The sequence below is a fragment of the Parasphingorhabdus pacifica genome, from assembly GCF_054779195.1.
In genome coordinates, this window is record NZ_BAAGYS010000007.1 from 479,097 (window position 1) to 504,220 (window position 25,124).

Sequence of the window (25,124 nt, forward strand, 5' to 3'; positions counted from 1 at the left end):
CGAACGAGGCCCGGACGGGCGTCGTTCGCGCGCGTAGCGTGGTGCGTGCTACACCCGCGCCTTCGTTGAATCGAATCTCGCACAAGATGTGGAGCCAGTCGTGTCCGAAGACCTGTTGGCGGGGTCGAGTGCCGACCGAACCGAAAGTTCGGAAGCCACTTACGCCGCCGCCGGAGTGAGCATCGAAGCCGGTGACGAAGCCGTCGAGGAGATGCGCCCGTGGGCGCAGCGCGCGACTCGTCCCGAGGTGTTGGGGTCGCTCGGTGGTTTCGCCGGGCTGTTCCAGCTCAAGCTCGACCGCTGGAAGGAACCGGTACTGGCTTCTTCCACCGATGGTGTCGGGACCAAGCTGGCCGTCGCGCAGGCGATGGACAAGCACGACACGGTGGGCATCGACCTGGTCGCGATGGTCGTCGACGACCTGGTCGTCAGCGGCGCCGAGCCGCTGTTCCTGCAGGACTACATCGCTGTCGGCAAGGTCGTCCCCGATCGGATCGGTGCGCTGGTCAAGGGGGTTTCCGAAGGCTGCGTGCAGGCGGGCTGCGCCCTGCTGGGCGGTGAGACCGCCGAACACCCGGGCATGATGTCCGACGGCGAGTACGACATCTCCGCCACCGGTGTCGGCGTGGTCGAGGCGGACGCCATGCTCGGCCCGGACCGGGTCCGGGCGGGCGACGTGGTGATCGGCATGGGGTCCTCCGGGCTGCACTCCAACGGGTACTCGCTGGCGCGGCACGTGTTGCTGGAGAACGCCCGGCTGCCCCTCTCCGGACATGTCGAGGAGTTCGGCCGCACGCTCGGCGAGGAACTGCTCGAACCGACCCGGATCTACGCCAAGGAGTGCCTGGCGCTCGCCGCCGAAACCGAAGTTCGCACGTTCGCGCACGTCACCGGTGGTGGCCTGGCGGCCAACCTCGGACGGGTCATCCCGGCCGGTCTGACGGCCGTGCTCGATCGCGGAACCTGGACGCCCGAGCCGGTGTTCCGGATGATCGCCCAGCGCGGTCGGGTCGCGGTCGAGGAGATGGAACGCACCTTCAACATGGGCGTCGGGATGGTCGCCGTGGTCACGGCGGAGGACGTGGACCGCGCGCTCGCGGTGCTCACCGCCCGGCACGTGCCCGCGTGGGTGTTGGGTGAGGTGTCCAAGCAGCCAGCCGTCGAGGACGCCGAAGAGGACCAGCGAGTCGTACTGCGGGGCGACCACCCCCGGTTCTGACCACGACGTCGTTCGAGGCACGCAGCGGTTGCCCGCCGGGCAGCACCGCGCGAGTCGCGCCCGTGCCGCTCGGCTTCCGACGCTGCGGCCGATTCCCGCCCGCTTACCCCGCCCGGGTAGGCGTGGGTTTCGGCGATTGTGGGAACCCGGGCGCGCGGAGGTCGAATATGACGCAACACGTGAACTCGTCCTGGGCGATGGCGGCGTCGGCGACGCTGCACTGCCTCACCGGCTGCGCGATCGGTGAAACCCTGGGCATGGTGATCGGCACCGCGATCGGGCTGCACACCGTGACGACGGTGGTGCTCTCGGTCGGGCTGGCTTTCTTCTTCGGTTACGCGTTGACCATGCGGGGTGTGCTCAAGGCGGGCGTGGCGTTCGCCGCGGCGCTCAAAGTGGCGTTCGCCGCCGACACGCTCTCGATCGCGGTGATGGAGATCGTGGACAACCTGGTCATGGTCGCGGTTCCGGGCGCGATGGACGCCGGCCCTGCATCGCTCCTGTTCTGGGGCGCCCTGGCGTTCTCGCTGGCGGTCGCCTTCGTGGTCGCCGCCCCGGTCAACAAGTGGCTGATCGCCAGGGGCAAGGGCCACGCCGTCGCCCACTCCGTCCACGCCGGACACGGCGGCCAGGGTGGAGCGCGGTGAGCGAGTGGACCGCGACGACCTACGAGTGGACCGCGACGACGGGGGTTGCCCGGGCTGGTCTTCGGGCCCGAGAAAATCGGATCGGATGACCGGGAATGGACCGGCCGACCCGTGTGTTGTGCGGGGTGGGACGGCGTGCGCGTGCCCCCGGGCTCCATCTATCGCCTGCTTGGAATACCGTTCGGCTGGAGCCTTGCAGAGCCATCCGCCGAGAGGCGGCCCGCACGTCGTCCCTCTTTACGTCTCATCCCGGCAGCCCTTCACAGTCTCGTCCCGGCCGCATCGCCTGCACGCAACACGGACGACCTGTGCCGGCCGGAACGGCGCTGAATCGTGCGTTTCAGCCAGCCAGTGCAAATCTAGCCAGCCAGTACGTGGCGAGCCAGTACGTGGCGAGCCAGTACGTGGCGAGCCAGTACGTGGCGAGCCGGGCCGTACAGTTCCGGCTGGCCGGTGCCTGTCAAGCTGCCCGTGCCGTTCCGGACCTGCCGTGGGCCATGACCGGCGTCCGCCCGCGCGGAAACAGCCACACATGCCGCTCACAGGGTCCTTCGGGGCCCGGGGTGGAATACGTGAAGTGGCGTTGCCGGAAGCCGACAACGCCACTTTCGCGTCTCGTTATCAACGGTCGACGTACTTTGCCCGGACGGTGCTCATCCCAGTCGACAAGCACCGTTCCGGGCGGTTGCGGTGACCACCAGCTCGTCAACCCACCCGCTCATCCGACGGTCGGCTCCGGCCACACGACTCCACCGAGCAAGCGGCATCGCCGCCAACTCGGTGGAATTGTGCATTCAACGCCGGTAGTCGTCGTACCCGCCGTCGTATGAGTCGTCGCGGTCCTCCTCGGACCACTCGCCAGGCGACTCCGAGGACAGCTCTCGCTGCAATGCCTCGACGTCCATGGCGGGGGAGCTGTACTTAAGCTCGCGGGCCACCTTCGTCTGCTTGGCCTTAGCCCGGCCGCGCCCCATGGCTCGACCCCCTCGCGCAGGGTGTGCGGGGCGGCCAGGGGAACGGCGGCCCCGCATGATCTCGACAACTTTTCCTGTAACTACCGTACCGTGCCGATGCGGTTCTACGCGACGTGGTGCCGGGAGTGAGTCCCGGCGGCCCGGGTGACGTTGGCCCCAACGTCGGAATGCCCGCCGAAAGCGCCATCGGCCGGGGACGCGCCGCGCCGTCACCTGTGGCCGTCGTGAGCCTCCGGTGGCAGACATGGCACGATGCTCGCTGTGCCGGAACCGTTCGTCGCCTACCTGAGGGTGTACGAACCCTTGTCCTGCTTCAGCTCGCCGAAGCGTGAGCAGCTCGCCTCGATCGTCGAGCGGGGTGCGGTCGAGTCCGCCTCCGCCGGTGGACGTGAGCAGGACCTGTGGCTGCGTACCCAAGTCACTTCTCCCTCGAAGCTGCTTCCGGGCGAGACGCTCGATGGCAACGCCACGGACGAGGACGATGCGCTGGTGCTCGCTCCGGAAGACGTGCCCAGCGGTCCCGCCGCGACCGTCGGCCCCGGCCCGCTGGTGTGTCCCCTGGACCTGCGTGGTCGCTCGGCCGCCGCGCTCGTGGGCTTCCTGACCGCCGCCGAGGTCCCGCTCCGCGCGGCGGTGCTGGACCTGCCATTGGAGAAGGCGAGGACCCGGGCCAACGCCGTCGTCAGCGAGCTGTCCGGAGACGCCGTGCACGTGCTCTCGTCGACCTGGACGGTGCCGCTGCCGTGGTTCGCGCTCATCGATCCCGACGAGCGGGTCGTCGAGCAGTCCGACGCGACCGTCCGGCGGGTGCTCTGGCGGACCGCGATGGCCGACGCGCGACGGCGGGTCGCCCGCGCGCACGCGGCTGCCAGGGAATCGATCGGCGACGAGGGGCCCACCAAGATCCTGAAGGAGACCGGTCGCTGGCTGGAACGGTTCCACCCGCACTCGGCGGTGGAACTCGACTACGGCGGACTGGTCCAGATGATGACCGAGGTGGACGTCGAAGCCGACACCTCGGCCGACGACGTCCACGCGATCGTGGACGCGATGGAAGCCGGCCGCACCGGAGAGGTCAGCGAGCGCTACGAGTCGCTGCGGGACTTCTGGGCCGAGTTCGCGTCCCGGGAGCGCTTCAACTGAGGACGCGCTCGCCGCGCCGAACCGGCGAGCGCGTCAACGTGGTTCGGCTGGTGGCGCACCCCAGCGTGTGCTCACCGCGCGGCGAGCTGGTCGAACGCCCCCGCAAGCAGCCGAACCGAGCCGACCTGCCGGTCCCCACCGGGAAGCGACACCTCGGCCAACGCCGTCAACGCCTCGTCCGCGACGCCGAGCACCCGTAGCGCACCGATCAGAACCGGCATCCGGGCGCGCGCGGCGCCGTCGGCGATCTTGACCGCCACCGCGCGACCGTCCGGCAGCGCCACCGCCACGACGCCTTCGGCGCCGATCTTCGACACCAGTCCGGGAACAGCGCGCATCAGCGCCGTGTCGTCCCGCCCGCTGCCCGCCACCAGGTGCGGGTACTCCCGCATGGCATCGGCCACTCGCCGCTCAGGTGTTCCGGCAGGCGCGGTGGTGAGCCGGGCGAAGGTGCGTGCGAGGCCGGTGAGGCCGAATCCGAACAGCGGTGCGCCGCACCCGTCCACGCCGGCAGCGGCGATCGGTTCACCCGCCAGTTCGGCCAGCGTGTCGTGCAGAGAACGCTGCAGCGGGTGGTCCGGCCGCAGGTAGTCCTCTGTGGAGAGTCCTAGTTGGATGCAGGAAGCGAGCATGGCGGCATGCTTGCCCGAGCACTCCATCGTGGCGCGCCCGCGTAGATCGACTCCGCGCGCGGCGTCGTCCATCGGCCACGCGGGCGGGCACTGCAGGTCGTGCTCGGCGAGCTCGTGCCGTACCAGCATCTCGCGCACCTGTGCGAGGTGAACCGACTCGCCGCTGTGCGAAGCCGCCGCCAGCGCCACTTCCTGCTCGGTGGACGGCTGCAGACCGGCGTGCAGCATTCCGACGGCCTGCGCCGGTTTGTTCGCCGATCGCGGGAACATCGGCGTTTCGACGTCCCCCAGGGCGAGCACGGTCGTGCCGGACGAATCCAGCGCGACGACCGAGCCGTGGTGCACGCCCTCGCGAAGTCCGCTTCGGACGACTTCGACGAGGGGAATTCCGAAGCTCAATGTTGATCCCGTTCCGCCGCTAGCAGGTCGTCCACCGAAGCCGCCCCTTCTCGGTAGCGGCGCGCGATCTCCGCGTTCAGCCGGTCGACCACCACCTGCACCTGCCGTCGGCGCTGGGACACCGAGTCCTCCTCGGCTGCGTAGGCCCGCAGCGCCACATCGAGCTTGTCGTCGGACAGCGACATCACGCAGGAGAGGTCGACGTCGGAGACCAACGCCTCCACGTGCCTGCGATGCGCCTCGGCCCGGGACGGCTCGGTCGTCTGATAGCGGCCCGATCCCATCGCGGGACCCACCGCGTTGTCGGACAGGATGTTCACCAGCTGCTCGACGACGGAAGTGGAACCGTCCTCGGCCCTCCGCTGCTGCTCCGCACGGACGATGTCAATGCGCGCGTGCAGCATCCTGCGCAGGTAGGACAGATCCGTCTCCTCCTGCGCGGCCTCGTCCCGGAGGTGGCGCACCTCGTGGAGCCCGCTGTTTTCGGCTTCGCTCGCGTAATCCGGGGACAGGACCCTGTCGATTCGGCGGCGTCCACCCGGGCGGACTTCGATCACGTGTCCATCCTCCGGTAAGTCTGTCGTGTCCGCCAACATTTCAGTGGCTTCTCACTGCGTGGCCATCAGTGTGCCTGCAAACGACGCGTACTCGCATCACGTTCCGGTGCCAACAACGCCAACGGCGGCGGAAGGCGCCGCCGTTGGCGTCGAGCGGTCTTCGGGGCCGGCCCCGCGCATACACCGAGAATCGTGCAACCACCGAGATCGTGTACACATCGTCAGGCATACCCCGCTCGTCAAACACCAACCTGACGGGGAGGGATCTCCCCGGTGGATGCCGAGGAGATCTCGGCGCGGACTCAGCGTCCCTTCAGTCCCTGCGCGGCGATGCGCCCCGGGGGCTCACCCGAGTCCGGCGGAACCGAATCGGGATCCACCGCGGCCGCCACCGATCGCTCCTGCTCGGGATCTCCCGCCATGAGTTCCACATCGACCGGCGCGGTGCGCTTGAGCAACGCCAGCGCCACCGGGCCGAGCTCGTGGTGCAGCACGACACTGCCGACCCGGCCGACCTTGCGGTCCCCGTTGAACACCGGATCACCGGTCTCGGGGCGGATCTCCACCGAACCGTCCAGGTGCAACAGCATCATGCGGCGCGGCGGCTTCCCGACATTGTGGACCTTGGCGACCGTTTCCTGGCCCCGGTAGCAGCCCTTGGCCACGTGCGCGGCAACGTGGACCCAGCCCAGCTCGTGCGGGATCGTGCGCTCGTCGGTGTCGAACCCGACCCGCGGCCGCAGCGCCTCGACGCGGAGCGCTTCGTAGGCCATCGACCCCGAAGGCCGGATGCCGCTGTCGGTCAAGCGGGTCCACCAGTCCACCAGCGCCTCGCGCGGGACCAGCAGGTCCGCGGTGAACAGGCCCCGGAACGGCACGGAACGGATCAAGCCACCGCCGGGCAGACCCACCACGCCGTACGGCTCCTCGGGGACGACCACACCCGATTTCGCGAGCAGTTCGGCGGCATCCGGCCCGATTACGGACAGCACCGCGAACTCGTCGCTCGCGTCGCGCGGTTCCACCTTCGACCAGAACCGCATCGCGTCGAGGTACTCCATCAGCGACTGCTTGCCGTCCACGCCCATGGTCGGCAGCGCGCTGCTGGCCTGCGCGCCCGGGTCGGTGTCCAGGTAGACAGTGCCCTCGTGGTGGGCGACGAGCTGGTGGCAGTCGACGTGGCCGTAGCTGTCGAGCACGAGCGACTCGGTACCGCGGCCCTCGGGCAGCTCGGTGAGGTGCTGCGACAGCACCAGGTGCAGCCAGCTCAACCGCTCCTCGCCCGGTACCGCGATCACCGGTCGGTTCGAGCGGTCCACCACGATCGCCGACCGGGTCGCCGACCGCTGCTCGGAGAACGGATCGCCGAAATGCCACGGCACACCGGAATCGACGGAGTCCTCCGGAGCCGGTACGGCTCCCGGCAGTTGCAACAGGGGTGATGTCATGGTCGCTCCTCGGAGCCGGGTTCGGTGGTGGACGCTTCGCGGCAGGACCGGCAGGTGCCGGACAGGGCCAGATGAGTCGCATCGAGCTCGAAACCCCGCCGGGCTTCGAGTAGTTCGGCCACACCGTCGAGCAGCCCGCACGGGATCTCGTCGATCTCGCCGCAGCGATGGCACACCAGGTGCACGTGTTCGTGCTCGTCGACCGAGTACGTGGGGGCACCGTGCCCCAAATGGGTATGGCGTACGAGCCCGAGTTCCTCGAGCAGGTCCAGCGCGCGGTACACCGTCGTGATGTTCACCGTCGAAGCGGTTCCCTGCACTCGGTGACGTACCTGCTCGGGGGTGGCGTGGCCGAGTTCCCGCACCGCGTCCAGCACCAGCTGGCGCTGCGGGGTCATTCGCATGCCGCGTTGGTGGAGGGTGCTGCGCAGCGCTCTCCTGTCACCCATAGATGGCTCCTGTGTGCCTTACCGCGCCGGAATCGGTGTGCCTCGTGACCAAGCTGACACTCCACGCTGGTTCGAGCTCGGGCGTCCGGCGTGCTCTAACACCGCTGCCCGCATCCTCGATCGTATGCCGCCACGCTCGCGCATGGCGTGCCCGGGCACGCGGGTGGGGCGCCGACACGGCGCGCCCGGAGGGTCCTAGGCTGCGCGTATGCGCGTACTCGCACTGCTGGACGGGACCGTGGTCGACCCGGCGACGCCGCTGCTGCGTGCCGACGACCTCAGCGTGATGCGTGGTGACGGCATCTTCGAAACGATCCTGGTGGTCGACGGGCAGGCCCGCGAACTGGGTCCGCACCTGGACCGGCTCGAACGGTCCGCCGCCCTCATGGAGATCCCGCTGCCCGCACGTGGGGCGTGGGAGTCGGCCGTGCGGGCCGTCATTGACCAGTGGTCGTGGGACACCGAGCGCGAGATGGCGCTCAAACTGGTGTGCAGCCGTGGCGTGGACGGCGGCGACGGGACCCCCACCGGGTTCGCCATGGGCACCCCGGTTGGAACCGAAACCCTGCGCAAGCGCGCGGAAGGCGTCTCGGCCGTCACCCTCGAACGTGGTTACGCCCCCGACCTGATGGAACGCGCTCCTTGGCTGCTGCTGTCGGCCAAGACCTTGTCGTACGCGGTGAACATGGCCGCACTCCGGGAGGCCGAGGCGCGCGGGGCCGACGAGGTCGTGTTCACCGCAACCGACGGGACGGTGCTCGAAGGCCCGACGTCGACCGTGGTCATCGCCCGCGGTCGAACCTTGACCACCACGCCGCCCAGCTCCGGCATCCTGCCCGGCACCACCCAGGGGGCGCTGTTCCGAGCGGCGGAGAAGGCGGGCTGGCGGACCCGGATCGAGCAGTTCTCCTTCGAGGAGCTGCGCGCGGCCGACGGGGTGTGGCTGTGCTCCAGCGTCCGGCTGGTCAGCCAACTGCGGACGCTCGACGGCGCGGCGTTGGCGGCCGACCCCGCGCTGCACGCCGAGATCACCGAGCTCTACGAATCCAACTACTGAGCCGTGCGATGCCGGTACCGGGTCCGGTGCGGGACGCTCCGCCCGCGCCTGAGCCGGTACCGGAAACACTTCCGGCGGTCCACGGCAGGTTCTAACCGACCACGCGTTCGAGCTTTGCGGACAGGCGCGGCTGCAGCTCGTGTTCGGAGGTCGCCCGCTCCTCGACGTAGGCGAGTGAGCCCTCGACGACGCCGTACAGGCGGCTGGCCGCCGTAGCGTCCTCGGCCGTCGGCGTGCGCACCACCGCATCCGTCGACAGCTCCCAGGTGGTCTTGTTGCGCGGCTGCCCGAAGAACATCTCCGATACGCCCGACGAATGCGCCAGGAGCAGTTCGATGGTGTCGTCCGGCTGCGGCCGCCACCAGCCGACCTCGCGGAAAGCCGGGCCCACGACGTTGCCGCCCTCGCCGTCCAGACGCCACGCGCGGCTCTCGTAGAACACGAACGGGCGCCCGTCGTGGGAGAACGTGATCTGCTGCAGGAACCGGTACGAGTCTTCCAGGGACGGGTGCGAAGCCTCGCCCTCGCCACGCCAGACACCGATCAGCGGCAGCAACGCCAGACAAGCGTCGTTGAGTTCCGGGCCGAGCCGCAGGTTGGCCGTGTCGCCGACGCCGGGCAGGTCCTCGAACTCCGGGACGTTCCGGTCGCGGGTCTTCTCGGCGCGTTCGGCGGCGGCCTGCACGGCCGCATCGCCGCTGCCGGGCTCCACAGGGTTGGGTGTCGAAGTCATCGGAACCCAGATTACCTGCGGTAAGTCAGTCGTTCTGCAGGCGGTACACCACGTAGCCCGCGAACCACAAGGTCGCGACGGCTGCGAGCGCCACCAGGGAGACGAGGCCGTAGTGCAAGAAATCGATGTAGTCCACGCGAAAAGGATAACCACCGCGAGCGCCGATCGGGATGTGGCGTACGGCATGATCTGACGACGCCCCCGGTCGGACATGTGCGACTCCGGTGCGCGTGACCTGGGTGGCGAGCAGTTCACCACCGAACGAACGGCGACAGGGATCACATGGACTTCGAGACGCTGCGTGAGCGGGCGCTGGCCTACCGCGAGGACCTACTCGCCCGCAAGGACAAGATCGCACCCACCGATTTCGACTGGTATCCCTACGACACGATGGCCAACATCCTGCACTTGGACTCGCTGCTGTCCGGGGCGCAACGGACGGTGTTCGACGAGATCGCCGGTGGCCGGGTGGCCGATATCGGTGCGGCCGACGGTGACTTCGCCTTCTTCCTGGAATCCGAACTGGGCTGTCCCGCCGACGTGATCGACCACGCTCCCACCAACTACAACGGGCTCCGGGGGGCTCGACGACTCGTCGAGGAACTCGGGTCCAACGCGCAGGTGCACGAGGTCGACCTCGACGCGCAGTTCCACCTACCCGCGGAGAACTACCGCGCGGTGTTCTTCCTCGGGCTGCTCTACCACCTGAAGAACCCGTTCTACGTGCTCGAAGCGCTGTCCCGGCGATCCGACCTGTGCTTCGTGTCCACCCGCGTCGCGCGCGAAACTCCCGACGGCACGCCCGTCCGCGACCAGCCGGTCGCCTACCTGCTCGATCCAGCAGAGGCGAACAACGACGCCACCAACTTCTGGATCTTCAGCGAAACCGGCCTGCGCAGGCTGTTCGACCGAACCGGGTGGGACGTCGTCGACTTCGTGACGGTCGGATGCCAGGAGGGGTCGAATCCGAGCGAGCAGGACAAGGACGAGCGGGCGTTCGCTCTGCTCCGCTCGAAAGCTTCTTCTTGATGGTGGCCGGGGTCGGTTCGCGGCGGTGAACGCCGGGCCCGGAGGCATGAAAAAGAGGGGGACCGGCCGGTGTGGCTGGCCCCCCTCCTTCGAAACGTCAGGCTACGGCGATGTCCGCGGGGTGCACGCCCGCGCCCGAGGCAGAAACCTCGGCTTCGCCCTTGCCGTCGCGGTGCAACGCGCGCACGGTCCAGGAACCAGGTGCGGCGTAGAACCGGAAGTCGCCGTCGTCCGAGCTGACGACCTCGGCGGTGAACTCACCCGAGGAGTCGAGCAGCCGGACGAAGGCACCGCCGACCGGCTGCTCGCCCGCGCGGACCTTGCCCGCCACGACGACCTGGTCGGTGGTCTCGGCGTCCGCGGTCGCGGTCTGCTGAGGTGCTCCGCATCCACTCATGTTCAGGCTCCCTGTCCGGCCGGGTTGTCGATCGGCACGCCGACGAGCGATCCGTACTCGGTCCACGAACCGTCGTAGTTCTTGACGTTGGTCTGGCCGAGCAGCTCGCGCAGCACGAACCACGTGTGCGAGGAACGCTCGCCGATGCGGCAGTAGGCGATGGTGTCCTTGGAGTCGTCCAAGCCGGCCTCGCCGTAGATCTTGCGCAGCTCGTCGTCGGACTTGAACGTGCCGTCCTCGTTCGCGGCCTTGCTCCACGGCACGTTGATCGCGGACGGGACGTGGCCCGGGCGCTGCGCGCCTTCCTGCGGCAGGTGCGCCGGGGTCACGAGCTTGCCCGAGAACTCGTCGGGCGAACGCACGTCGACCAGGTTCTTCGTGTTGATCGCGTCGATGACCTCGTCGCGGAACGCGCGCAGCGACAGGTCCTGCTCCTGCGCCTTGTACTGGGTGGTGGCCCGCTCCGGCACGTCCTTGGTCAGCTCGCGACCGTCGAGCTCCCACTTCTTGCGGCCACCGTCGAGCAGCCGGACATCGGAGTGGCCGTAGAGCTTGAAGTACCAGTAGGCGTACGCGGCGAACCAGTTGTTGTTGCCGCCGTAGAGCACGACAGTGTCGTCGTTGCTGATCCCCTTGGCCGACAGGAGCTTCTCGAAGCCCGCACGGTCGACGAAGTCACGGCGCACGTGGTCCTGCAGGTCGGCCCGCCAGTCCAGCTTGATCGCACCGGGAATGTGACCCGCGTCGTAGGCGGTCGTGTCCTCGTCGACCTCCGCGAACACGATCCCGTCGGTGTTCAGGTTCTGCTCGGCCCACTCGGTCGAGACCAGGACCTCTTCACGGCTCATCGCAAGAAACTCCATTTCTTTCTTCTGCTTCATCGAGTGTCTGAGGGGGACCCGGCCGGTACGAGGAGACGCACCACCGGGTAGAGCCGGCAACCCAGGCAGTAGCCGAACGCCGCGTTGAGGAACGCCGCGATCAGCGCCAGCACGTTGGCCGTGATTCCGATCGTGGTCCACCCGGCCGCGTAGCCGATGGTGGCCACCAGCGCGAACGTGAAACCGATGGCCTGGGAAAAGCGCACCGGCGCCGGCGCTTCGCGCTCGGCCTGCTCGACCGCTTCGATCCGGGGGGCCACGGCCTGCCGGAAGACCACGCCCCAGGGGTTCAGCCGCAGGCCCACGAACGCGCACAGCCCGAACAACACCATCTGCGCGGCCATCACGCGCCAGCTCTCGGTGATCAGCGCCACCGAAAGGATGACGCAGGTCATGGCCGCAGTGAAGCGGACTCCGCGCGGATCGAGAGTTTCAGGCATGGACTCTCCTGGTCGGGGCGAAACCGTGGACTTCGACTGCCGAGTCCGTCTGGCCGAGGGCTGCGGGTCCGGAGGACCGACGGTGCGAGCGACCCGCGGCCGTCGGGCTGCTGCTCAGGCCGAACAGGGTCGCCAACACAGGCTGCTGCCCACGCGGCAGAGGTCCACCGCGCGCCGTTGGGTCAGCAGTACATGCATGGGCCGGAGATTACCGGTTGGACCGATCACCGGAAAGGTTGTTCACCCTGTGGGACAGCCACGGACCGGTGGTCGGGCGGTGAACACACCACCCGATCACGCCAGGTGCTCCCGGATGGCCGCGTCGAGCGCCTCGCGACGCGGCACACCGCTGATCCGGAACAGCTCCCGCCCCGACCTGTCGAGCGCCAGGGTGGTGGGCGTGGTGTGCACTCCGAGCGGGTTCGACCAGTCCGGGTGGTTGGCCAGATCGATGTCCAGGTGGCGAACGCCCTCGGTGCGCCGGGCGTAATCGCTGAGCTGGACGCGGGTGGCGCGGCAGGGGGCGCAGAACGTTGTGGACAGCTGCAGCAGGCAGATCCGGTTGTCTTCCGGATCCTCCGTCACGCGCTTGCGCAACTGTTCGGGTAGCTGATCGGTCACGGTCTCCTCGCTATCCGCGGGTTTCGCGCTCTTCCGCACTCTGCCCTCCAACGCGCGCAACGTCATGCCGACCGCGAGTGCGCAGGGAACGACGAGCAGCAACACCCACGCGCCGGTGCTCATGGCGTGGTCATGCCGTTCGAACCGAGCGTCACGTCCTTCGCGGTGCCTTCCACCACGAGCGCACCGCGTTCGGCGCGCACCGCCGTCGGGGTCACCTCGAACGGCAGCAGACCGGGATCCAGCGTGGTGGTGAACTGACGCAGCAGCGACTTCTCGAACAGTTCCGGCAGGTCGATCTCCCCGAACGAGCCGGTCTTGATGTCGAGCTTCTTGGGCTCGATCCGTAGTTTTCCGTTGACCAGCGACATCTCGGCGATCACCCGGACGTCGGTGTTCTCCCCCGCGATGTTGACCTTGCCGTCGAAGGCCACCGCGGAACTGCTGCGGTCGGTCCCGCCGGTGGAACCGAACCCCGAATCGCTCGAACCGTCCGTACCGCCCGAGTCTTCCGACCCGTCGGTCGAGTCCGTACCGCCGGAGGAGTTCGATCCCCCGGTCTCCTCCAACGCGCTCTTCGGCGCCGGGTTGATGCCGAGGTCGTTGATGCCGATGAACCGGCCGACGTCCGGTGCCTTCAACTTGACCCGGCCGACGACCTCGTCGACCGGGATCTCCTGCACGTCGCCGGAGATCAGTTCGGAGGTGGTCACCCGAGCGTGGTGCAGGTTGGCTTCGATCCCGACCTCCTGGAGATCGGCGACCTGGACGGCCCGCGCCTCCAGTTCCACGTCGCGGTAGTCGCCCATGGCCACCTGCGCGAGGAACGGGAATCCGTTGATCCGCACGGCCGGCTGTTCTTCGAGCTGGAGCTCGGCGCGCATCTTCTTCGCCACCTGGTGCTCGGCCACGGCTGCCGCGCCGAAGTCGACGGCGACCAGCAGTCCGACGACGATGACCAGGGTGATCACGAGCTTCTTCACGGACGACGTCCTCCTCGGTGCGGATCGGGCACCCGGCGAGGTCCTGGTGGTGGACAACGCACGCGCTGACCCGCAGCGTTCACACTTCGGTCTCGGCCAGAGTGTGGCCGGGCGACGCCACCCTAGCCGCCGCCCACACCGCCACGCGGTCCACCAAGGCTGACGAGGTGGCGCTCTCGGCATGGCGCATGCCGGGCTCCAGCCACAGCTCGCCACCCCGCGCCTCGCTCAGCGCGATCGCGTCCGAGACCGGGAAGTAGTGGTCGTGGTCTCCGTGCACGAACAGCGTCGGGATCGGGTCGATGCGGTCCACGAGTTCGATCGGCGAGGTGGGAACCTCCGGCCACGGTCGGTCGAGGCGCACTCCCAGCAACCGCGCGCTCCATCGACCGTGCGGCTGTTCCAGCAGCCAGTGCACCCGGCGCATCGCCGGAGTCTCGCGAACCCACCAGCGGGCCGGGCTGCTGACCGCGACGACGGCATCGGGGCGATCGTCGGGAACGCCCAGCGCCGCCTGCCTGAGCACCACCGAACCGCCCAGCGAGAAACCGATCGTGGCGATCCGCGCGTAGCCCAGGGACCGCAGGTGGCGGACGGCGGCGGTCACGTCGAGCGCTTCGTCCGTGCCGACCGAACTGCGACCTCCGGACCGCCCGTGACCGCGGAAGTCCAATCCGAGTACCGGCCCGTGGTGTGCGAGGCGTTCGAGAACCGCGCGAACCACCGGTTTGCGGATGTGGTTCGTGAATCCGTGTCCCAGCACGAATGCGAGATCATTATCGGCTGTGCCGTTGCCGCCGCTGTACAACCGCCCGCTCAGCGCCGTACCGTCTGCGGCGGTCAGCGTGACCGGCCGGGGCGGACACACGGCTGTAACGTGGGGATTCATCTCGTTCACAATTGTGACTCCGCTAGCTTTAACTGGGTTTTCCGGTAGTGTTTCCGCTATTCTCCTAGCTATCCGCAGGCAACGAAGCCGGGTCGTTCGCAGGTGCGCTTCGAGCACCGACGATTGATGCGCCAGCCGCCGCTTCGGTGATGGCCTTGGGACGGAGGCACCCATATGAGCTCCGAGTTGTTGTTGTTGACCGGTGAGCAGGATTGCGAATCGGTTCTGCCCGGCCTGGCTTTGCTGCCGCACCGCGTCCGGACGCTCCCCGCCGATCCGAGCGCGTTGCTCTCGGCCGGGACGCACGACGTGGTCCTCGTCGACGCTCGTACCGATCTCGCCGGAGCACGTGACCTCTGCCGGTTGCTCGCCTCGGGCGACGCGCCCGTGGTCGCCCTGGTCAACGAGGGTGGCCTGGTGACCGTGAACTCCGAGTGGGGGGTCGACGAAATCCTGCTGCCCACCACCGGTCCGGCCGAGATCGATGCCCGGCTCCGACTGCTGACCTCCCGTCGCCAGTCCGCGAGCACCGGCGACGGGGAATCGCTCACCGTGGGGGACCTGGTGATCGAGGAGACGACCTACACCGCGCGGCTCAAGGGCAGGGCGCTGGAACTGACCTACAAGGAGTTCGAACTCCTCAAGTACCTGGCGCAGCACGTCGGCCGGGTTTTCACCCGGGCGCAGCTGCTGCAGGAGGTGTGGGGCTACGACTTCTTCGGCGGTACCCGGACGGTCGATGTGCACGTGCGCCGGTTGCGCTCCAAGCTGGGCCCCGAGTACGACGCCATGATCGGCACCGTCCGCAACGTCGGCTACAAGTTCGTGCGCCCGTCGCGGTCGAACTCGTCGAGGCCTTCTTCGACCCGGGCGAACTCGGAATCAGCCGCGGCGATGCCCGAGCGGCCGGAAGACGAAGAGGCCGCGGCGGTAGCGCAGGCCGAGGAAATCATCGCCATGAACTGACCGTTCGCCGCCATCGCGTCGAGCCATCGCAGAAGGGCCGCGGGGGACAACCCCGCGGCCCTTCTGCACGCGTCGAGCGGCCGTTCGGACCGCCGGGGCTCGGAGCCGGCCTCAGCCCGGTGGGGTGTGGTCGCCGGTCCGGGCCAGCCGGGTGCGGACCAGCCACAGCACCGCGCCGATCGCGAAGCAGGCCGAGCCGCTGAGCACGGCCTGTCCGGGCAGCGAGAACGCGAGCGCCACGCAACCGGCGAACCCGACGACCGGCAACGCGAGCGGGAACCAGCGCTGTGACCGGGGCAGGGTGAACGCGGCGGCGTTGGCGATGGCGTAGTAGACCAGCACCCCGAAGGACGAAAAGCCGATCGCGCCGCGCAGGTCGGTGAGCAGGATCAGGCCCACCACCACCACGATGATCAATGCTTCGGCGCGGTGCGGGGTCGAGAAGCGCGGGTGCACGGCCGCCAACCCGGCGGGGAGGTCGCGCCCCCGTGCCATCGCCAAGGTCGTGCGTCCGACCCCGGCGAGCAGCGCCAGCAACGCGCCCAGGGCCGCGATGCCCGCGCCCGCCACCGCGACCGGGGCCAGTCCCGCCAGCGTGCCATCGCGGACGGCCGCGGCCAGTGGCGCCGCCGCGGCGGCGAGTCCGTCCGGTCCCATCCCGGCGAGCAGCGTCACGCCGACCAGGGCGTAGAGGCCGACCACGAGGCCGAGCGCGATCGGGATGGCTCGCGGGATGGTGAGTTCCGGCTCGCGGACCTCTTCGCCGAGCGTCGCGATGCGCGCGTATCCGGCGAAGGCGAAGAACAGCAGCCCGGCGGCCTGCAGCACGCCTGCGACGGTCACCTCCGGTGGGCTCGACCACACCTGGGCGGGATCGATGCCCCCACCGAACCAGATAGCCACCAGGGTGCAGGCGAGCGCAGCGAGCGTGCCCGTCAGCAGCACGCGGGCGAGTTTCGCCGTCCGGGTGACACCGGCGTAGTTGATCCCGCCGAGCAGCACGGTGAAGACCACCGCCACCGGTTTCGGGGAGTGGGGCACGAGGTAGGTCGCGGCGGTCAGCGCCATCGCGGCGCACGAGGCCGTCTTGCCGATGACGAAACCCCAGCCCGCCAGGAATCCCCAGAACGGGCCGAGTCGCTTGCGACCGTAGACGTAGGTGCCGCCTGCCGAGGGATACCGCGCGGCGAGTGCGGCCGAGCTGCTCGCGTTGCACAAAGCGATCAGGGCCGCGATCGCGAGGGCGATCAGCACGCCGGAGCCGGCTGCCGCGGCCGCGGGTGCGAACGCGGCGAAGAGTCCGGCCCCGATCATCGAGCTGAGGCCGATCACGACCGCGTCGGTGGTTCCGAGTCGTCTGGTCAGGTCAGCCACTGCCGCTCCTGCTGGTTCGCTGCCGGTCGTGTGGAGGTGTGTTCCGCCGGAAGAGAGCACGCCAACGCCTGCCACCTCACGCTGCCGACGCCGCGCGGTGGGTAACGTCGAGGACGTGCAGCTGACATGGCGAAATGGACTGGACGAAGCCGAAGCGGCCGAAGTGATGGGCCTGCTCTCCGAAACGGAAGGCGCCGACTCCGTTGCTCCGGTAGGAGAACACGTGATCCTACGGTTGAAGTCGCGCCGTGATGTGGTTCACCAGATCGAGCCGGTGCAGGCGGATGTGGCGGGTTCGGAGCACTTCGTGGTGCGGGACCCGGGCGGCGAACTCGCCGGGTACGCGCATCTGGACACCGAGCACGAGAGCGACCAGGGCGTTCTGGTGGCCGAGCTGGCGGTGCATCCCAGGCACCGGCGGCAGGGCGTGGGTGCCCGCCTGGTCGAGAGTTTGCTGGAGCGCGCGGAACTGCCGGTCGAGCCGGAGCCCGAGGGGACAGCCGACACCGGCAGGTTGCGGATCTGGTCCCACGGTGAACACCCGGGAGCATTGCGACTGGCGGAGCGGTTCGGACTCGGGCGCCCGCGGGAGCTGTGGCGGATGGGGATGGAGTTCGCCGGGGTCGAACTCCCGGAGGAGTCGCTGCCGCAGGGAGTCACAATCCGTGCATTTCGGCCCGGACAGGACGAATCGGCCGTCGTCCGGGTCAATCACCGTGCGTTTTCGTGGCATCCGGAGCAGGGCGAGATGACGGAGGCCGATCTGCGGGAGAAGGAGCAGGAGGATTGGTTCGATGCGGACGGATTCCTGCTCGCGGTGGACGCCGCTGACCGATTGCTCGGTTTCCACTGGACCAAGGTGCATCCGGACGGAACGGGCGAGGTCTACGTCGTGGGTGTCGACCCGGACACTCAGGGTAATGGCCTTGGTCGATCACTCACAGTAGCAGGTCTGCGGTACTTGCGGGACACTGGCCGGCCCCGAGTGATGCTCTACGTTGAGGCGGACAATGCACCTGCGATCGCGATCTACCAGCGGCTGGGCTTTGAGAAGTGGGACACCGACGTCCAGTTCGGACGGTGATGCCGGGCGGTCGGGTATGTCCCACGAAGAAGCCCCTCTGATCACCCGATCGTTGGTCGACTTCAACCAAGAACTGTGTCTCTGCTTACTTAGAGTGCCTTGTTCATTTCTCGTTAACCTGAGTGCGGGGGCATGTCCACTCCCGCTGTTTAATCTCCCTGTCCAGCGGCAGCGCGTGCCGCAGCGTCCACGACTTTCCTTTTTGAGTGGAGGAACGAGTGCAGATCAAGCGGCACGGTGCTTCGCTGGGACTTCTCGCAGCGAGCGCCCTCGTGCTCTCGGCTTGCGGGACCGACCAGAACGTTCCGGAGGGCGGCGGCAACCCGGCTCTGCAGGGCCTCGACGTTGCGTGCGGGACGAAGACGGTTTCGGCGGAAGGGTCCTCGGCGCAGAAGAACGCGATGGACATCTTCGCCCGCGACTACGGGATCAAGTGCGAAGGCCAGACCCTGAACTACACCAAGTCCGGTTCGGGCAAGGGTGTGGCCGCGTTCACCGCGGGTCAGGTGGACTTCGGCGGGTCCGACTCGCCGCTGAGCGAGGAGGACGGCGAGGTCGCCCAGGCGGCCGAACGCTGCCAGGGCAATCCGGCCTGGAACATTCCGATGGTGTTCGGCCCGGTCGCGATGTCCTACAACGTTCCGGGCGTCGACGATCTGACCCTCAACGCCGAACTGATCTCGAAGATCTACCAGGGCGAGATCAAGAAGTGGAACGACCCGGCGATCCAGCAGCTGAACCCGCAGGCGCAGCTGCCGGACATCGACATCGTGCCGTTCTTCCGCTCCGACGAGTCCGGTACGTCGGCGAACTTCCAGAAGTACCTCAAGACGGCCACCGACGGCCAGTGGACCGGCGAGGGCAAGCAGTTCCGGCCCGGCCCCGGCACCGGCCAGGGACGTAACGGCAGCGACCAGGTCGCGCAGTCCGTGCAGGCCACCGAAGGCGGCCTGACCTACGCCGAGTGGTCCTTCCCGAAGAACCTCGGCCTGGGCATCGCCAAGATCGACAGCGGATCCGGCCCGGTCGAGCTCAACACCGACACCGTCGGCAAGGCCATCGAAGGCGCTAAGCTCGAGGGCGAAGGCAACGACATGCGGGTCGACCTCAAGTCGATCTACGGGAACGACTCCGAGGGCGTCTACCCGATCGTGCTGAACACCTACGAGATCGTGTGCTCGAAGGGCTACGACCCGGAGACCGCCAAGGCGGTCAAGGCCGTGCTGAAGGTGGCGGCCAACGCCGACCCGAAGCAGCTGGAAGAGGCCGGATACGTGGCGCTTCCGGAGCGGTTCAAGGGCCGGGTCCTCGAAGCGGTCAACGCGATTTCCTGAATCCGCGACAATTCCGACGCGTGACGAAGTGAGAGGCTGCAGCGAGCAGTGACCGACTCGACAACAGCCGATCAGCGCCCCGCGCCCGCCGGTGATTCCGGTGGTTCGCGGGGCGCTTCGGCGCACAGTTCCGGACCGGAGGATCCCATTTCCGCTCCTGACGCACCTGTGAAGAAGCAAGTGATCAGAGTCGGTGACCGCGTGTTCTCCGCGGTCGCAACCGGCTCGGGTGTTTTCGTCATCGCGCTGATCGCCGCGATCGGGATCTTCCTGCTGATCAGGGCGGTTCCGTCCCTGCAGGTCAACCAGGTGAGCTTCCTGTTCAGCAGGGTCTGGGACACCTCCGATCCGGGCAACCTGAAGTTCGGCATCCTCGACCTGGCCTGGATCACCGTGGCCAGCTCGATCGTCGCCCTGGCACTGGCGATGCCGCTGTCCTGCGGTATCGCACTGTTCCTCACCCAGTACGCGCCGCGCTCCATGGCGCGGCCGTTCGCCTACCTCGTCGACCTGCTCGCCGCGGTGCCCTCGGTCATCTACGGCCTGTGGGGCGCGCTGGTGCTGGCGCCGGTCATCGAACCCGTATCGGTGTGGCTCAACCAGAACCTCGGGTGGGTGCCGATCTTCGCCGACGGCAACGTCCGGGCCGACAGCGGCGCGAACGTGTTCACCGCGGGAATCGTCCTCGCCGTGATGATCCTGCCGACGATCACCGGCGTGACCCGCGAGGTGTTCCAGCGGACCCCCACCGCGCAGATCGAAGGTGCGCTCGCGCTCGGCGCCACCAAGTGGGAGGTCGTGCGCACCACGGTGTGGCCCTTCGGCCGCAACGGGTTCGTCGGCGGCTCGATGCTGGGACTGGGGCGTGCGCTCGGTGAGACCGTCGCGCTGACGATCATCCTCAGCTTCACCTTCGCCCCACCGCAGTACAGCGTCTTCGACGCCGGTGCCACCTTCGCCTCGAAGATCGCCCTCGGCTCGGCCGAGTTCAACCACAACCTCCAGGTCGGCGCGTACATCTCGGCCGGTCTGGTGTTGTTCATCATCACGTTCGCCGTGAACGCGCTCGCCCGCCTGATCGAAGGCGGCAGCGGTGAGGGGAAAGAATGAGGACGGACGCCGCTGACGTCGAGCAGCTCGCCGCCACCCCGGCGTTCCAACACCTGGGGTGGGGTCGCAGGCTCCGGAACAACCTGGCCACCACGGTCTTCACCATCTCGTTCGTGCTCGCGGTCGTCCCGCTGCTCTGGGTGCTCTACACCCTGCTCGAGCGCGGGCTCACGCCCATGCTCGCCGCGGACTGGTGGAGCCACTCCTTCAACGGACTGCTGCCCAACGACTTCGGTGGCGGCATTTACCACGCGCTGATGGGGACCCTGCTGCAGGGCCTGGTCTGCGTGATCTTCGCGGTACCGCTCGGCGTGATGGTCGGCGTGTACCTGATCGAGTACGGCAAGGGCACCACGCTGGCCAAGGTCGCCACGTTCATGGTGGACATCCTCAGCGGTCTGCCGTCGATCGTCGCGGGCCTGTTCATCTACGCGCTGTGGATCACCACCTTCGGCTTGGACCGAAGCGGATTCGCGGTGGCGCTGTCACTCGTGCTGCTGATGCTCCCCGTGGTCGTGCGGGTCACCGAGACGATGCTGCTGATCGTGCCCGACGAACTGCGCGAAGCCTCCTACGCGCTCGGCGTTCCCAAGTGGAAGACCATCATCAAGATCGTGCTTCCCACGGCGCTGTCCGGAATCCTGACCGGCATCATGCTCGGTCTCGCTCGGGTGCTCGGTGAAACCGCACCACTGCTGATCCTGGTCGGCTACGCCAGCTCGATCAACTTCAATCTCTTCGAGGGTGAGATGGCTTCGCTGCCGCTGACCATCTTCATGGAGCGCAGCACGGGCACCACCGCCGGTGACTACCGGATGTGGGGTGCAGCGCTGACCCTCGTTCTCCTCATCATGCTGATCAACCTTGCGGCGACCCTGTTGTCCAAGGTGTTCGCGGTCAAGACCAAGTAGGGCGGTACCTCGACTCATGGCCAAGCGTCTCGACATCAAGGACCTCAACCTCTACTACGGCAAGTTCCATGCCGTGGATGACGTGACCCTGCAGGTTCCGGCCCGCAGCGTCACCGCGTTCATCGGACCGTCGGGTTGCGGCAAGTCGACCGTGCTGCGGTCGCTCAACCGCATGCACGAGGTCATCCCCGGTGCCCGCGTCGAGGGCAAGGTCCTGCTCGACAGCGAGGACATCTACGGAGCTGCCGTCGACCCGGTGCAGGTGCGGCGGACCATCGGCATGGTCTTCCAGCGCCCCAACCCGTTCCCGACCATGTCGGTCCGGGACAACGTCGTCGCCGGGCTCAAGCTCTCGGGCGAGAAGAGCAAGAAGAAGCTCGACGAGATCACCGAGCAAGCGCTGCGCGGTGCGAACCTGTGGGAGGAGGTCAAGGACCGGCTCGGCAAGCCGGGAGGTGGCCTCTCCGGCGGTCAGCAGCAGCGCCTGTGCATCGCTCGTGCGATCGCGGTGCAGCCCGACGTGCTGCTGATGGACGAGCCGTGCTCGTCGCTGGACCCGATCTCCACGCTGGCGATCGAGGACCTGATCGCCACCCTGAAGCAGGACTACACGATCGTCATCGTGACCCACAACATGCAGCAGGCCGCGCGGGTGAGCGACCAGACGGCGTTCTTCAACCTGCGCGCGGTGGGTGAGCCCGGTTCGCTGGTCGAGATCGACGAGACCGGCAAGGTCTTCTCCAACCCTTCGCAGAAGGCCACCGAGGACTACATCTCGGGCCGCTTCGGCTGATCGACGAGGTATCCCACGGGTGGGGCGGGGCGTTCTCGCTCCACCCGTCGTCCTCGCTCCCGCTGTTCTGGATGCCGCTGTCCTGAATCCCGCTGTTCTGAACCCCGCTGTTGTCGATGTCGGTCGCACCGGTCGTCGACGGGCCCGGCCGCGGACGGGCCGGCGTGCGCGTCAGCACGCGTCGGCGACGGCGGAAATGAACGAGCTCGACTCCTTGGGCGGCAGACCCGTCGCGCACACCTGCTCGAAGGCCGTCAGGTAGCCGTGCGTGTCGGCGGACTTGTCGAGGAAGCGTGAACTGGCGGAGTCGCCGAGGTGGACGATCTGCGGGTCGGCGGCGTTGACGAACGAGAACACCGTGACGCTGTCACCGAGCAGCGGATGCCCCCCGGTGGTGAACGGCAGCACCTGGATGGTGATGTTGCGCCGGTAGCCCATCAGCACGAGGTGCTCCAGTTGCCGCCGCAGCACGTCGGAGCCGCCCACGTTCCGGCGGAGCGCCGCCTCGTCCAGTACCGCCCACAGCTCCAGCGGTTGTTCTCCGTGCAACCGTTGCTGGCGGGCGGTGGTGACGGCGAGTCGTTCCCGGCCTTCTTCCTGCTCCGGCGTGCGGCCGCGGGCGCCGAGCAGCGCGGTGCTGTACTCGGCGGTCTGCAGCAATTCGGGAACCGGCCCCGCCGCGAAGCAGCTCACCGCTTTGGCCGACGTCTCCAGCCCCAGGTACGTCTCCAGGCCGGTCGATTGGGCGATGCTCGGGTACTCCTGCCACCAGCCGCGCTGCTTGGAGTCCTGAGCGAGGTCGACCAGGGACGTGACCTGACCTTCGTCGGCGCCGTAGAAATCCGCCATCAACCGCACGTCGGAGGTGCGCACCGGCACTCTGCCGAGCTCGATCTGGCTGATCTTGCCCTGGGAGCAGTCCAGCTGCGCCGCGACCTCCCGGTGAGTGCGCCCGGCGCTCTCCCGCATCCTGCGCAGCTCGCTGCCCAGCCGCCTGCGGTGCACGGTGGGGCTCTTGCGCATACCGCACCTTCCGACCGAGTAGGGATCCCACCGGCCGAGGTGTGGTCAGCCGGGCCCCGTGCGACCTCTCACCCGATCGAGCATCGCACGTGGCGATCAACAGCATCGGTCATTGAGACGGAATTCGCAGTTCCTGATCGCACGGAGCCCCACTGAACCGTGTGAACGAGTCAGGTGTTCGGCATCGCCCCGGTCACGATGAACACCACGCGACGCGCGACCGCGACCGCGTGGTCGGCGAACCGCTCGTAGAACCTGCCGAGCAGCGTCACGTCCACTGCCGCCGAGACACCGTGCGCCCACTCGGGGCTCATCATCACGGTGAACAGGTGCCGATGCAGATCGTCCATCTCGTCGTCGTCGTCCTCAAGGCCGCGCGCCGCTTCGACGTCCTGGGTCTGGATCACGGTGCGCACCCGTCCGGCGAGCTTGACCGCGATCTTGCCCATCTCGGAGAAGTACGGCTGCACGTCCTCGGGAAGGACGGGGTGCGGGTGGCGCCTCCGGGCGGTCTTGGCCACGTGCAGGGCCAGATCGCCCATCCGCTCCAGGTCTTCGGCGGCGTGGATCGTGGAGATCACGGTCCGAAGATCACCGGCGACCGGGGCCTGCAATGCCAGCAGCCCGAACGCGTGCTCTTCGGCTCGTGCCCGCGCCTCGTCGACCCGGATGTCCTCGTCGATGACCTGCTCGGCCAGGGACAGGTCGGCTTCCAGCAGCGCCGTGGTGGCCCGTTCCATTGCAGTGCCGACCATCGTCGACATCGAGGAGAGCTCGTCCGCGAGCTTGCCGAGTTGTTCCTGGTAGACCTCACGCATACCGGACACCCTACGTCGCGGAGGAATCGTGCGAGGCGCCGCGCGGTGAACCGGCGGTGAACGGGACATGAGTAACCCGTTCGGATGAAATGGTGTTCGCCACGCGCGCCTGGTCAGGCAGTCAGGCCGATGCCGGTGACCACCACCAGCGTCACCGCGGCCGCGACGGCCAGCACTTGCACGATTCGCGTGGTGCGGCGCTTGCGCTGCTGCTGCTTCCACTCCACGCGGGAGGACTGCGCGTCCCGCCCCTCCGCGAAGTCGAACGGCATGTCCCTGCCGAGTTCGGGCTCCTTGTGCGAGCCGCGCAGCCACGAGAACTTCTTGCGACGCTCGGCCTCTTCGACCGCGATCTGGTCGTGCACCGCGGAGAAGCGGGCCAGCGTCGCGTCGATGGCCTTGATCTCGTCGCTGTCGCTCGGAGAGCGCTCGTCGGCGTCGTCGTCGAGGGGGTCCTCCTCGAAGTCCTCTTCGAAGTCCTCGTCGTCCAAGTCCTCGTCGAAGTCGAACTCGTCGACTGCGTCCGCGCCGGTGGGAGCGGCGTTCGCCCGGCCCTCCGACGGCTTGCCCGGCTGCGCGCCGCCCTTCCGGTCCGTCTCCGCCGGAGCGATCGCCTGGGATACGACGGTCTGCTCCATGCCCGGGTCGGCTCGGACCGCTGGGTGCTGGGTGGTCGCCTCCGGGTCGGCGGAGGGCGCCTGCGGGCGTTGCTGGTCGCGGCGGGCGGGCGCCGGTGGTGCCGCTGCCTGGGGAGGCGCCGCCTGGGGGGCCGCTGCTTGGGGCGAGGGAGCCCGCGGAGCGTGGGGAGCGGGAGCAGGCGGAGCCTGGGGAGGTGTCTGGGTGGCAGGCGGAGCTTGGGCAGCGTGTGGACCGGGCGGGGCCGGGGCGGCCTGTGCCTGCGGGGCCTCCGGCTGCGGTGGCTTTCGGTGCGGCTCGGACGGCCGACGACCGTCCGAGGGGATCGCGGCGAACCGGCGTGTCTCGGGTGCTTCCGAGGCGGTTTCGCGCCCGTTGTGCGGGGCAGTCGCGCCGCTACCGGCGCCCGGCCCGCGCGCACCGGGTGCTTCGCTCCCGGCGATCGCATCGGTGACCCGGGTTTCCTCACCGGGGCCCGCTGGAGCGGAGGTACCCGCCACCGGTGCGCCGTTCGGAGCGGCGGTGGCGGGGCGCCCGCGGTGCTGCTGGTCGGCCGGCGGCGCGGCGTCCGGCCGGG

Annotated in this window: 27 protein-coding genes and 1 pseudogene; 11 read left to right on the plus strand and 17 right to left on the minus strand. The window is 68.4% G+C overall.

What is annotated here, in order from left to right; genetic code table 11:
• Window positions 1-100 precede the first annotated feature (100 nt).
• Together purM and ACYVAN_RS11620 are read left to right on the plus strand one after the other, a co-directional pair.
• Window positions 101-1,219: a phosphoribosylformylglycinamidine cyclo-ligase gene (gene purM / locus ACYVAN_RS11615; protein WP_460958659.1), complete on the plus strand. Its 1,119-nt coding sequence runs from the start codon at window positions 101-103 to the stop codon at window positions 1,217-1,219.
• Between the two features lie 167 nt (window positions 1,220-1,386).
• A complete protein-coding gene (locus tag ACYVAN_RS11620) occupies window positions 1,387-1,866 on the plus strand; it encodes a DUF4396 domain-containing protein (protein ID WP_460958661.1) in 480 nt (159 codons plus the stop codon).
• Window positions 1,867-2,660: 794 nt separating this feature from the next.
• Here ACYVAN_RS11620 and ACYVAN_RS11625 read toward each other — a convergent pair.
• Window positions 2,661-3,086, minus strand: coding sequence for a DUF3073 domain-containing protein (locus ACYVAN_RS11625; RefSeq protein ID WP_460958663.1), 426 nt, complete (start codon window positions 3,084-3,086; stop codon window positions 2,661-2,663).
• 15 nt (window positions 3,087-3,101) lie between these two features.
• On the opposite strand from ACYVAN_RS11625, the gene ACYVAN_RS11630 reads away from it, so the two are divergent.
• Entirely contained in the window at window positions 3,102-3,983 is an 882-nt protein-coding gene (locus tag ACYVAN_RS11630) for a hypothetical protein (protein ID WP_460958665.1), read from the plus strand.
• Window positions 3,984-4,054: 71 nt separating this feature from the next.
• On the opposite strand, the gene ACYVAN_RS11635 is transcribed toward ACYVAN_RS11630, so the two are convergent.
• The 4 genes from ACYVAN_RS11635 to ACYVAN_RS11650 all read right to left on the minus strand — a co-directional run bounded on the left by ACYVAN_RS11635 (window position 4,055) and on the right by ACYVAN_RS11650 (window position 7,468).
• On the minus strand, window positions 4,055-5,014 hold the full coding sequence (locus tag ACYVAN_RS11635; protein WP_460958667.1) for an asparaginase: 960 nt from the start codon (window positions 5,012-5,014) through the stop codon (window positions 4,055-4,057).
• A complete protein-coding gene (locus ACYVAN_RS11640) occupies window positions 5,011-5,571 on the minus strand; it encodes an RsiG family protein (RefSeq protein ID WP_460958669.1) in 561 nt (186 codons plus the stop codon). Before ACYVAN_RS11640 ends, ACYVAN_RS11635 begins: the two co-directional genes overlap by 4 nt.
• 302 nt (window positions 5,572-5,873) lie before the next feature.
• Window positions 5,874-7,019 (minus strand): CAF17-like 4Fe-4S cluster assembly/insertion protein YgfZ, encoded by a 1,146-nt coding sequence (gene ygfZ / locus ACYVAN_RS11645; RefSeq protein ID WP_460958671.1) that lies wholly within the window; start codon window positions 7,017-7,019, stop codon window positions 5,874-5,876.
• Window positions 7,016-7,468 (minus strand): Fur family transcriptional regulator, encoded by a 453-nt coding sequence (locus ACYVAN_RS11650; RefSeq protein ID WP_460958673.1) that lies wholly within the window; start codon window positions 7,466-7,468, stop codon window positions 7,016-7,018. Before ACYVAN_RS11650 ends, ygfZ begins: the two co-directional genes overlap by 4 nt.
• A gap of 208 nt (window positions 7,469-7,676) precedes the next feature.
• On the opposite strand from ACYVAN_RS11650, the gene ACYVAN_RS11655 reads away from it, so the two are divergent.
• Window positions 7,677-8,525 carry an aminodeoxychorismate lyase gene (locus ACYVAN_RS11655; RefSeq protein ID WP_460958675.1) on the plus strand — a complete coding sequence of 283 codons (849 nt, stop codon included), beginning with the start codon at window positions 7,677-7,679 and terminating at the stop codon, window positions 8,523-8,525.
• 91 nt (window positions 8,526-8,616) lie between these two features.
• Here ACYVAN_RS11655 and ACYVAN_RS11660 read toward each other — a convergent pair whose 3' ends face one another.
• Complete coding sequence (locus ACYVAN_RS11660) at window positions 8,617-9,258, minus strand: heme-binding beta-barrel domain-containing protein (RefSeq protein ID WP_460958677.1); 642 nt, start codon at window positions 9,256-9,258, stop codon at window positions 8,617-8,619.
• 282 nt (window positions 9,259-9,540) lie between these two features.
• Here ACYVAN_RS11660 and ACYVAN_RS11665 point away from each other — a divergent pair, with 282 nt between their 5' ends.
• Window positions 9,541-10,287 carry a class I SAM-dependent methyltransferase gene (locus tag ACYVAN_RS11665; RefSeq protein ID WP_460958679.1) on the plus strand — a complete coding sequence of 249 codons (747 nt, stop codon included), beginning with the start codon at window positions 9,541-9,543 and terminating at the stop codon, window positions 10,285-10,287.
• Window positions 10,288-10,384: 97 nt separating this feature from the next.
• Here the strand turns inward: ACYVAN_RS11665 and ACYVAN_RS11670 are convergent, their stop codons facing one another.
• The 7 genes from ACYVAN_RS11670 to ACYVAN_RS11700 all read right to left on the minus strand — a co-directional run bounded on the left by ACYVAN_RS11670 (window position 10,385) and on the right by ACYVAN_RS11700 (window position 14,498).
• Entirely contained in the window at window positions 10,385-10,684 is a 300-nt protein-coding gene (locus tag ACYVAN_RS11670) for a DUF1416 domain-containing protein (protein ID WP_460958681.1), read from the minus strand.
• A gap of 2 nt (window positions 10,685-10,686) precedes the next feature.
• Entirely contained in the window at window positions 10,687-11,532 is an 846-nt protein-coding gene (locus ACYVAN_RS11675; RefSeq protein ID WP_460958683.1) for a sulfurtransferase, read from the minus strand.
• A gap of 29 nt (window positions 11,533-11,561) precedes the next feature.
• The gene (locus ACYVAN_RS11680; protein ID WP_460958685.1) at window positions 11,562-12,005 is read right to left on the minus strand and encodes a DUF4395 domain-containing protein; all 444 of its coding nucleotides are present in this window, start codon (window positions 12,003-12,005) and stop codon (window positions 11,562-11,564) included.
• A gap of 114 nt (window positions 12,006-12,119) precedes the next feature.
• Entirely contained in the window at window positions 12,120-12,203 is an 84-nt protein-coding gene (locus ACYVAN_RS11685) for a putative leader peptide (protein ID WP_460958728.1), read from the minus strand.
• A gap of 96 nt (window positions 12,204-12,299) precedes the next feature.
• Window positions 12,300-12,749, minus strand: coding sequence for a TlpA family protein disulfide reductase (locus tag ACYVAN_RS11690; protein WP_460958687.1), 450 nt, complete (start codon window positions 12,747-12,749; stop codon window positions 12,300-12,302).
• Entirely contained in the window at window positions 12,746-13,609 is an 864-nt protein-coding gene (locus ACYVAN_RS11695; RefSeq protein WP_460958689.1) for an LmeA family phospholipid-binding protein, read from the minus strand. The genes ACYVAN_RS11690 and ACYVAN_RS11695 overlap by 4 nt, the downstream gene beginning before the upstream one ends.
• A gap of 79 nt (window positions 13,610-13,688) precedes the next feature.
• On the minus strand, window positions 13,689-14,498 hold the full coding sequence (locus ACYVAN_RS11700; protein ID WP_460958691.1) for an alpha/beta hydrolase: 810 nt from the start codon (window positions 14,496-14,498) through the stop codon (window positions 13,689-13,691).
• Between the two features lie 174 nt (window positions 14,499-14,672).
• Between ACYVAN_RS11700 and ACYVAN_RS11705 the strand changes: the two genes are divergently transcribed.
• A complete protein-coding gene (locus ACYVAN_RS11705) occupies window positions 14,673-15,464 on the plus strand; it encodes a winged helix-turn-helix transcriptional regulator (RefSeq protein ID WP_460958693.1) in 792 nt (263 codons plus the stop codon).
• A 111-nt stretch (window positions 15,465-15,575) separates the two neighbouring features.
• Here ACYVAN_RS11705 and ACYVAN_RS11710 read toward each other — a convergent pair whose 3' ends face one another.
• Complete coding sequence (locus ACYVAN_RS11710) at window positions 15,576-16,838, minus strand: APC family permease (RefSeq protein WP_460958695.1); 1,263 nt, start codon at window positions 16,836-16,838, stop codon at window positions 15,576-15,578.
• A 115-nt stretch (window positions 16,839-16,953) separates the two neighbouring features.
• Between ACYVAN_RS11710 and mshD the strand changes: the two genes are divergently transcribed.
• The 5 genes from mshD to pstB all read left to right on the plus strand — a co-directional run bounded on the left by mshD (window position 16,954) and on the right by pstB (window position 22,070).
• Complete coding sequence (gene mshD, locus ACYVAN_RS11715; RefSeq protein ID WP_460958697.1) at window positions 16,954-17,922, plus strand: mycothiol synthase; 969 nt, start codon at window positions 16,954-16,956, stop codon at window positions 17,920-17,922.
• A gap of 218 nt (window positions 17,923-18,140) precedes the next feature.
• Window positions 18,141-19,256, plus strand: coding sequence for a phosphate ABC transporter substrate-binding protein PstS (gene pstS / locus ACYVAN_RS11720; RefSeq protein WP_460958699.1), 1,116 nt, complete (start codon window positions 18,141-18,143; stop codon window positions 19,254-19,256).
• A 168-nt stretch (window positions 19,257-19,424) separates the two neighbouring features.
• A complete protein-coding gene (gene pstC, locus ACYVAN_RS11725; protein WP_460958701.1) occupies window positions 19,425-20,366 on the plus strand; it encodes a phosphate ABC transporter permease subunit PstC in 942 nt (313 codons plus the stop codon).
• Window positions 20,363-21,277, plus strand: a complete 915-nt coding sequence (gene pstA / locus ACYVAN_RS11730; protein WP_460958703.1) for a phosphate ABC transporter permease PstA — start codon at window positions 20,363-20,365, stop codon at window positions 21,275-21,277. The genes pstC and pstA overlap by 4 nt, the downstream gene beginning before the upstream one ends.
• Before the next feature lie 16 nt (window positions 21,278-21,293).
• A complete protein-coding gene (pstB, locus tag ACYVAN_RS11735) occupies window positions 21,294-22,070 on the plus strand; it encodes a phosphate ABC transporter ATP-binding protein PstB (protein ID WP_460958705.1) in 777 nt (258 codons plus the stop codon).
• A gap of 171 nt (window positions 22,071-22,241) precedes the next feature.
• Here pstB and ACYVAN_RS11740 read toward each other — a convergent pair whose 3' ends face one another.
• From ACYVAN_RS11740 to ACYVAN_RS11750, 3 genes and pseudogenes are all read right to left on the minus strand, one after another.
• A complete protein-coding gene (locus ACYVAN_RS11740; protein ID WP_460958707.1) occupies window positions 22,242-23,093 on the minus strand; it encodes a helix-turn-helix domain-containing protein in 852 nt (283 codons plus the stop codon).
• 170 nt (window positions 23,094-23,263) lie between these two features.
• Window positions 23,264-23,911, minus strand: a complete 648-nt coding sequence (gene phoU, locus ACYVAN_RS11745) for a phosphate signaling complex protein PhoU (RefSeq protein WP_460958709.1) — start codon at window positions 23,909-23,911, stop codon at window positions 23,264-23,266.
• A 113-nt stretch (window positions 23,912-24,024) separates the two neighbouring features.
• Window positions 24,025-25,124, minus strand: a pseudogene (locus tag ACYVAN_RS11750) (hypothetical protein); the annotation flags it as partial.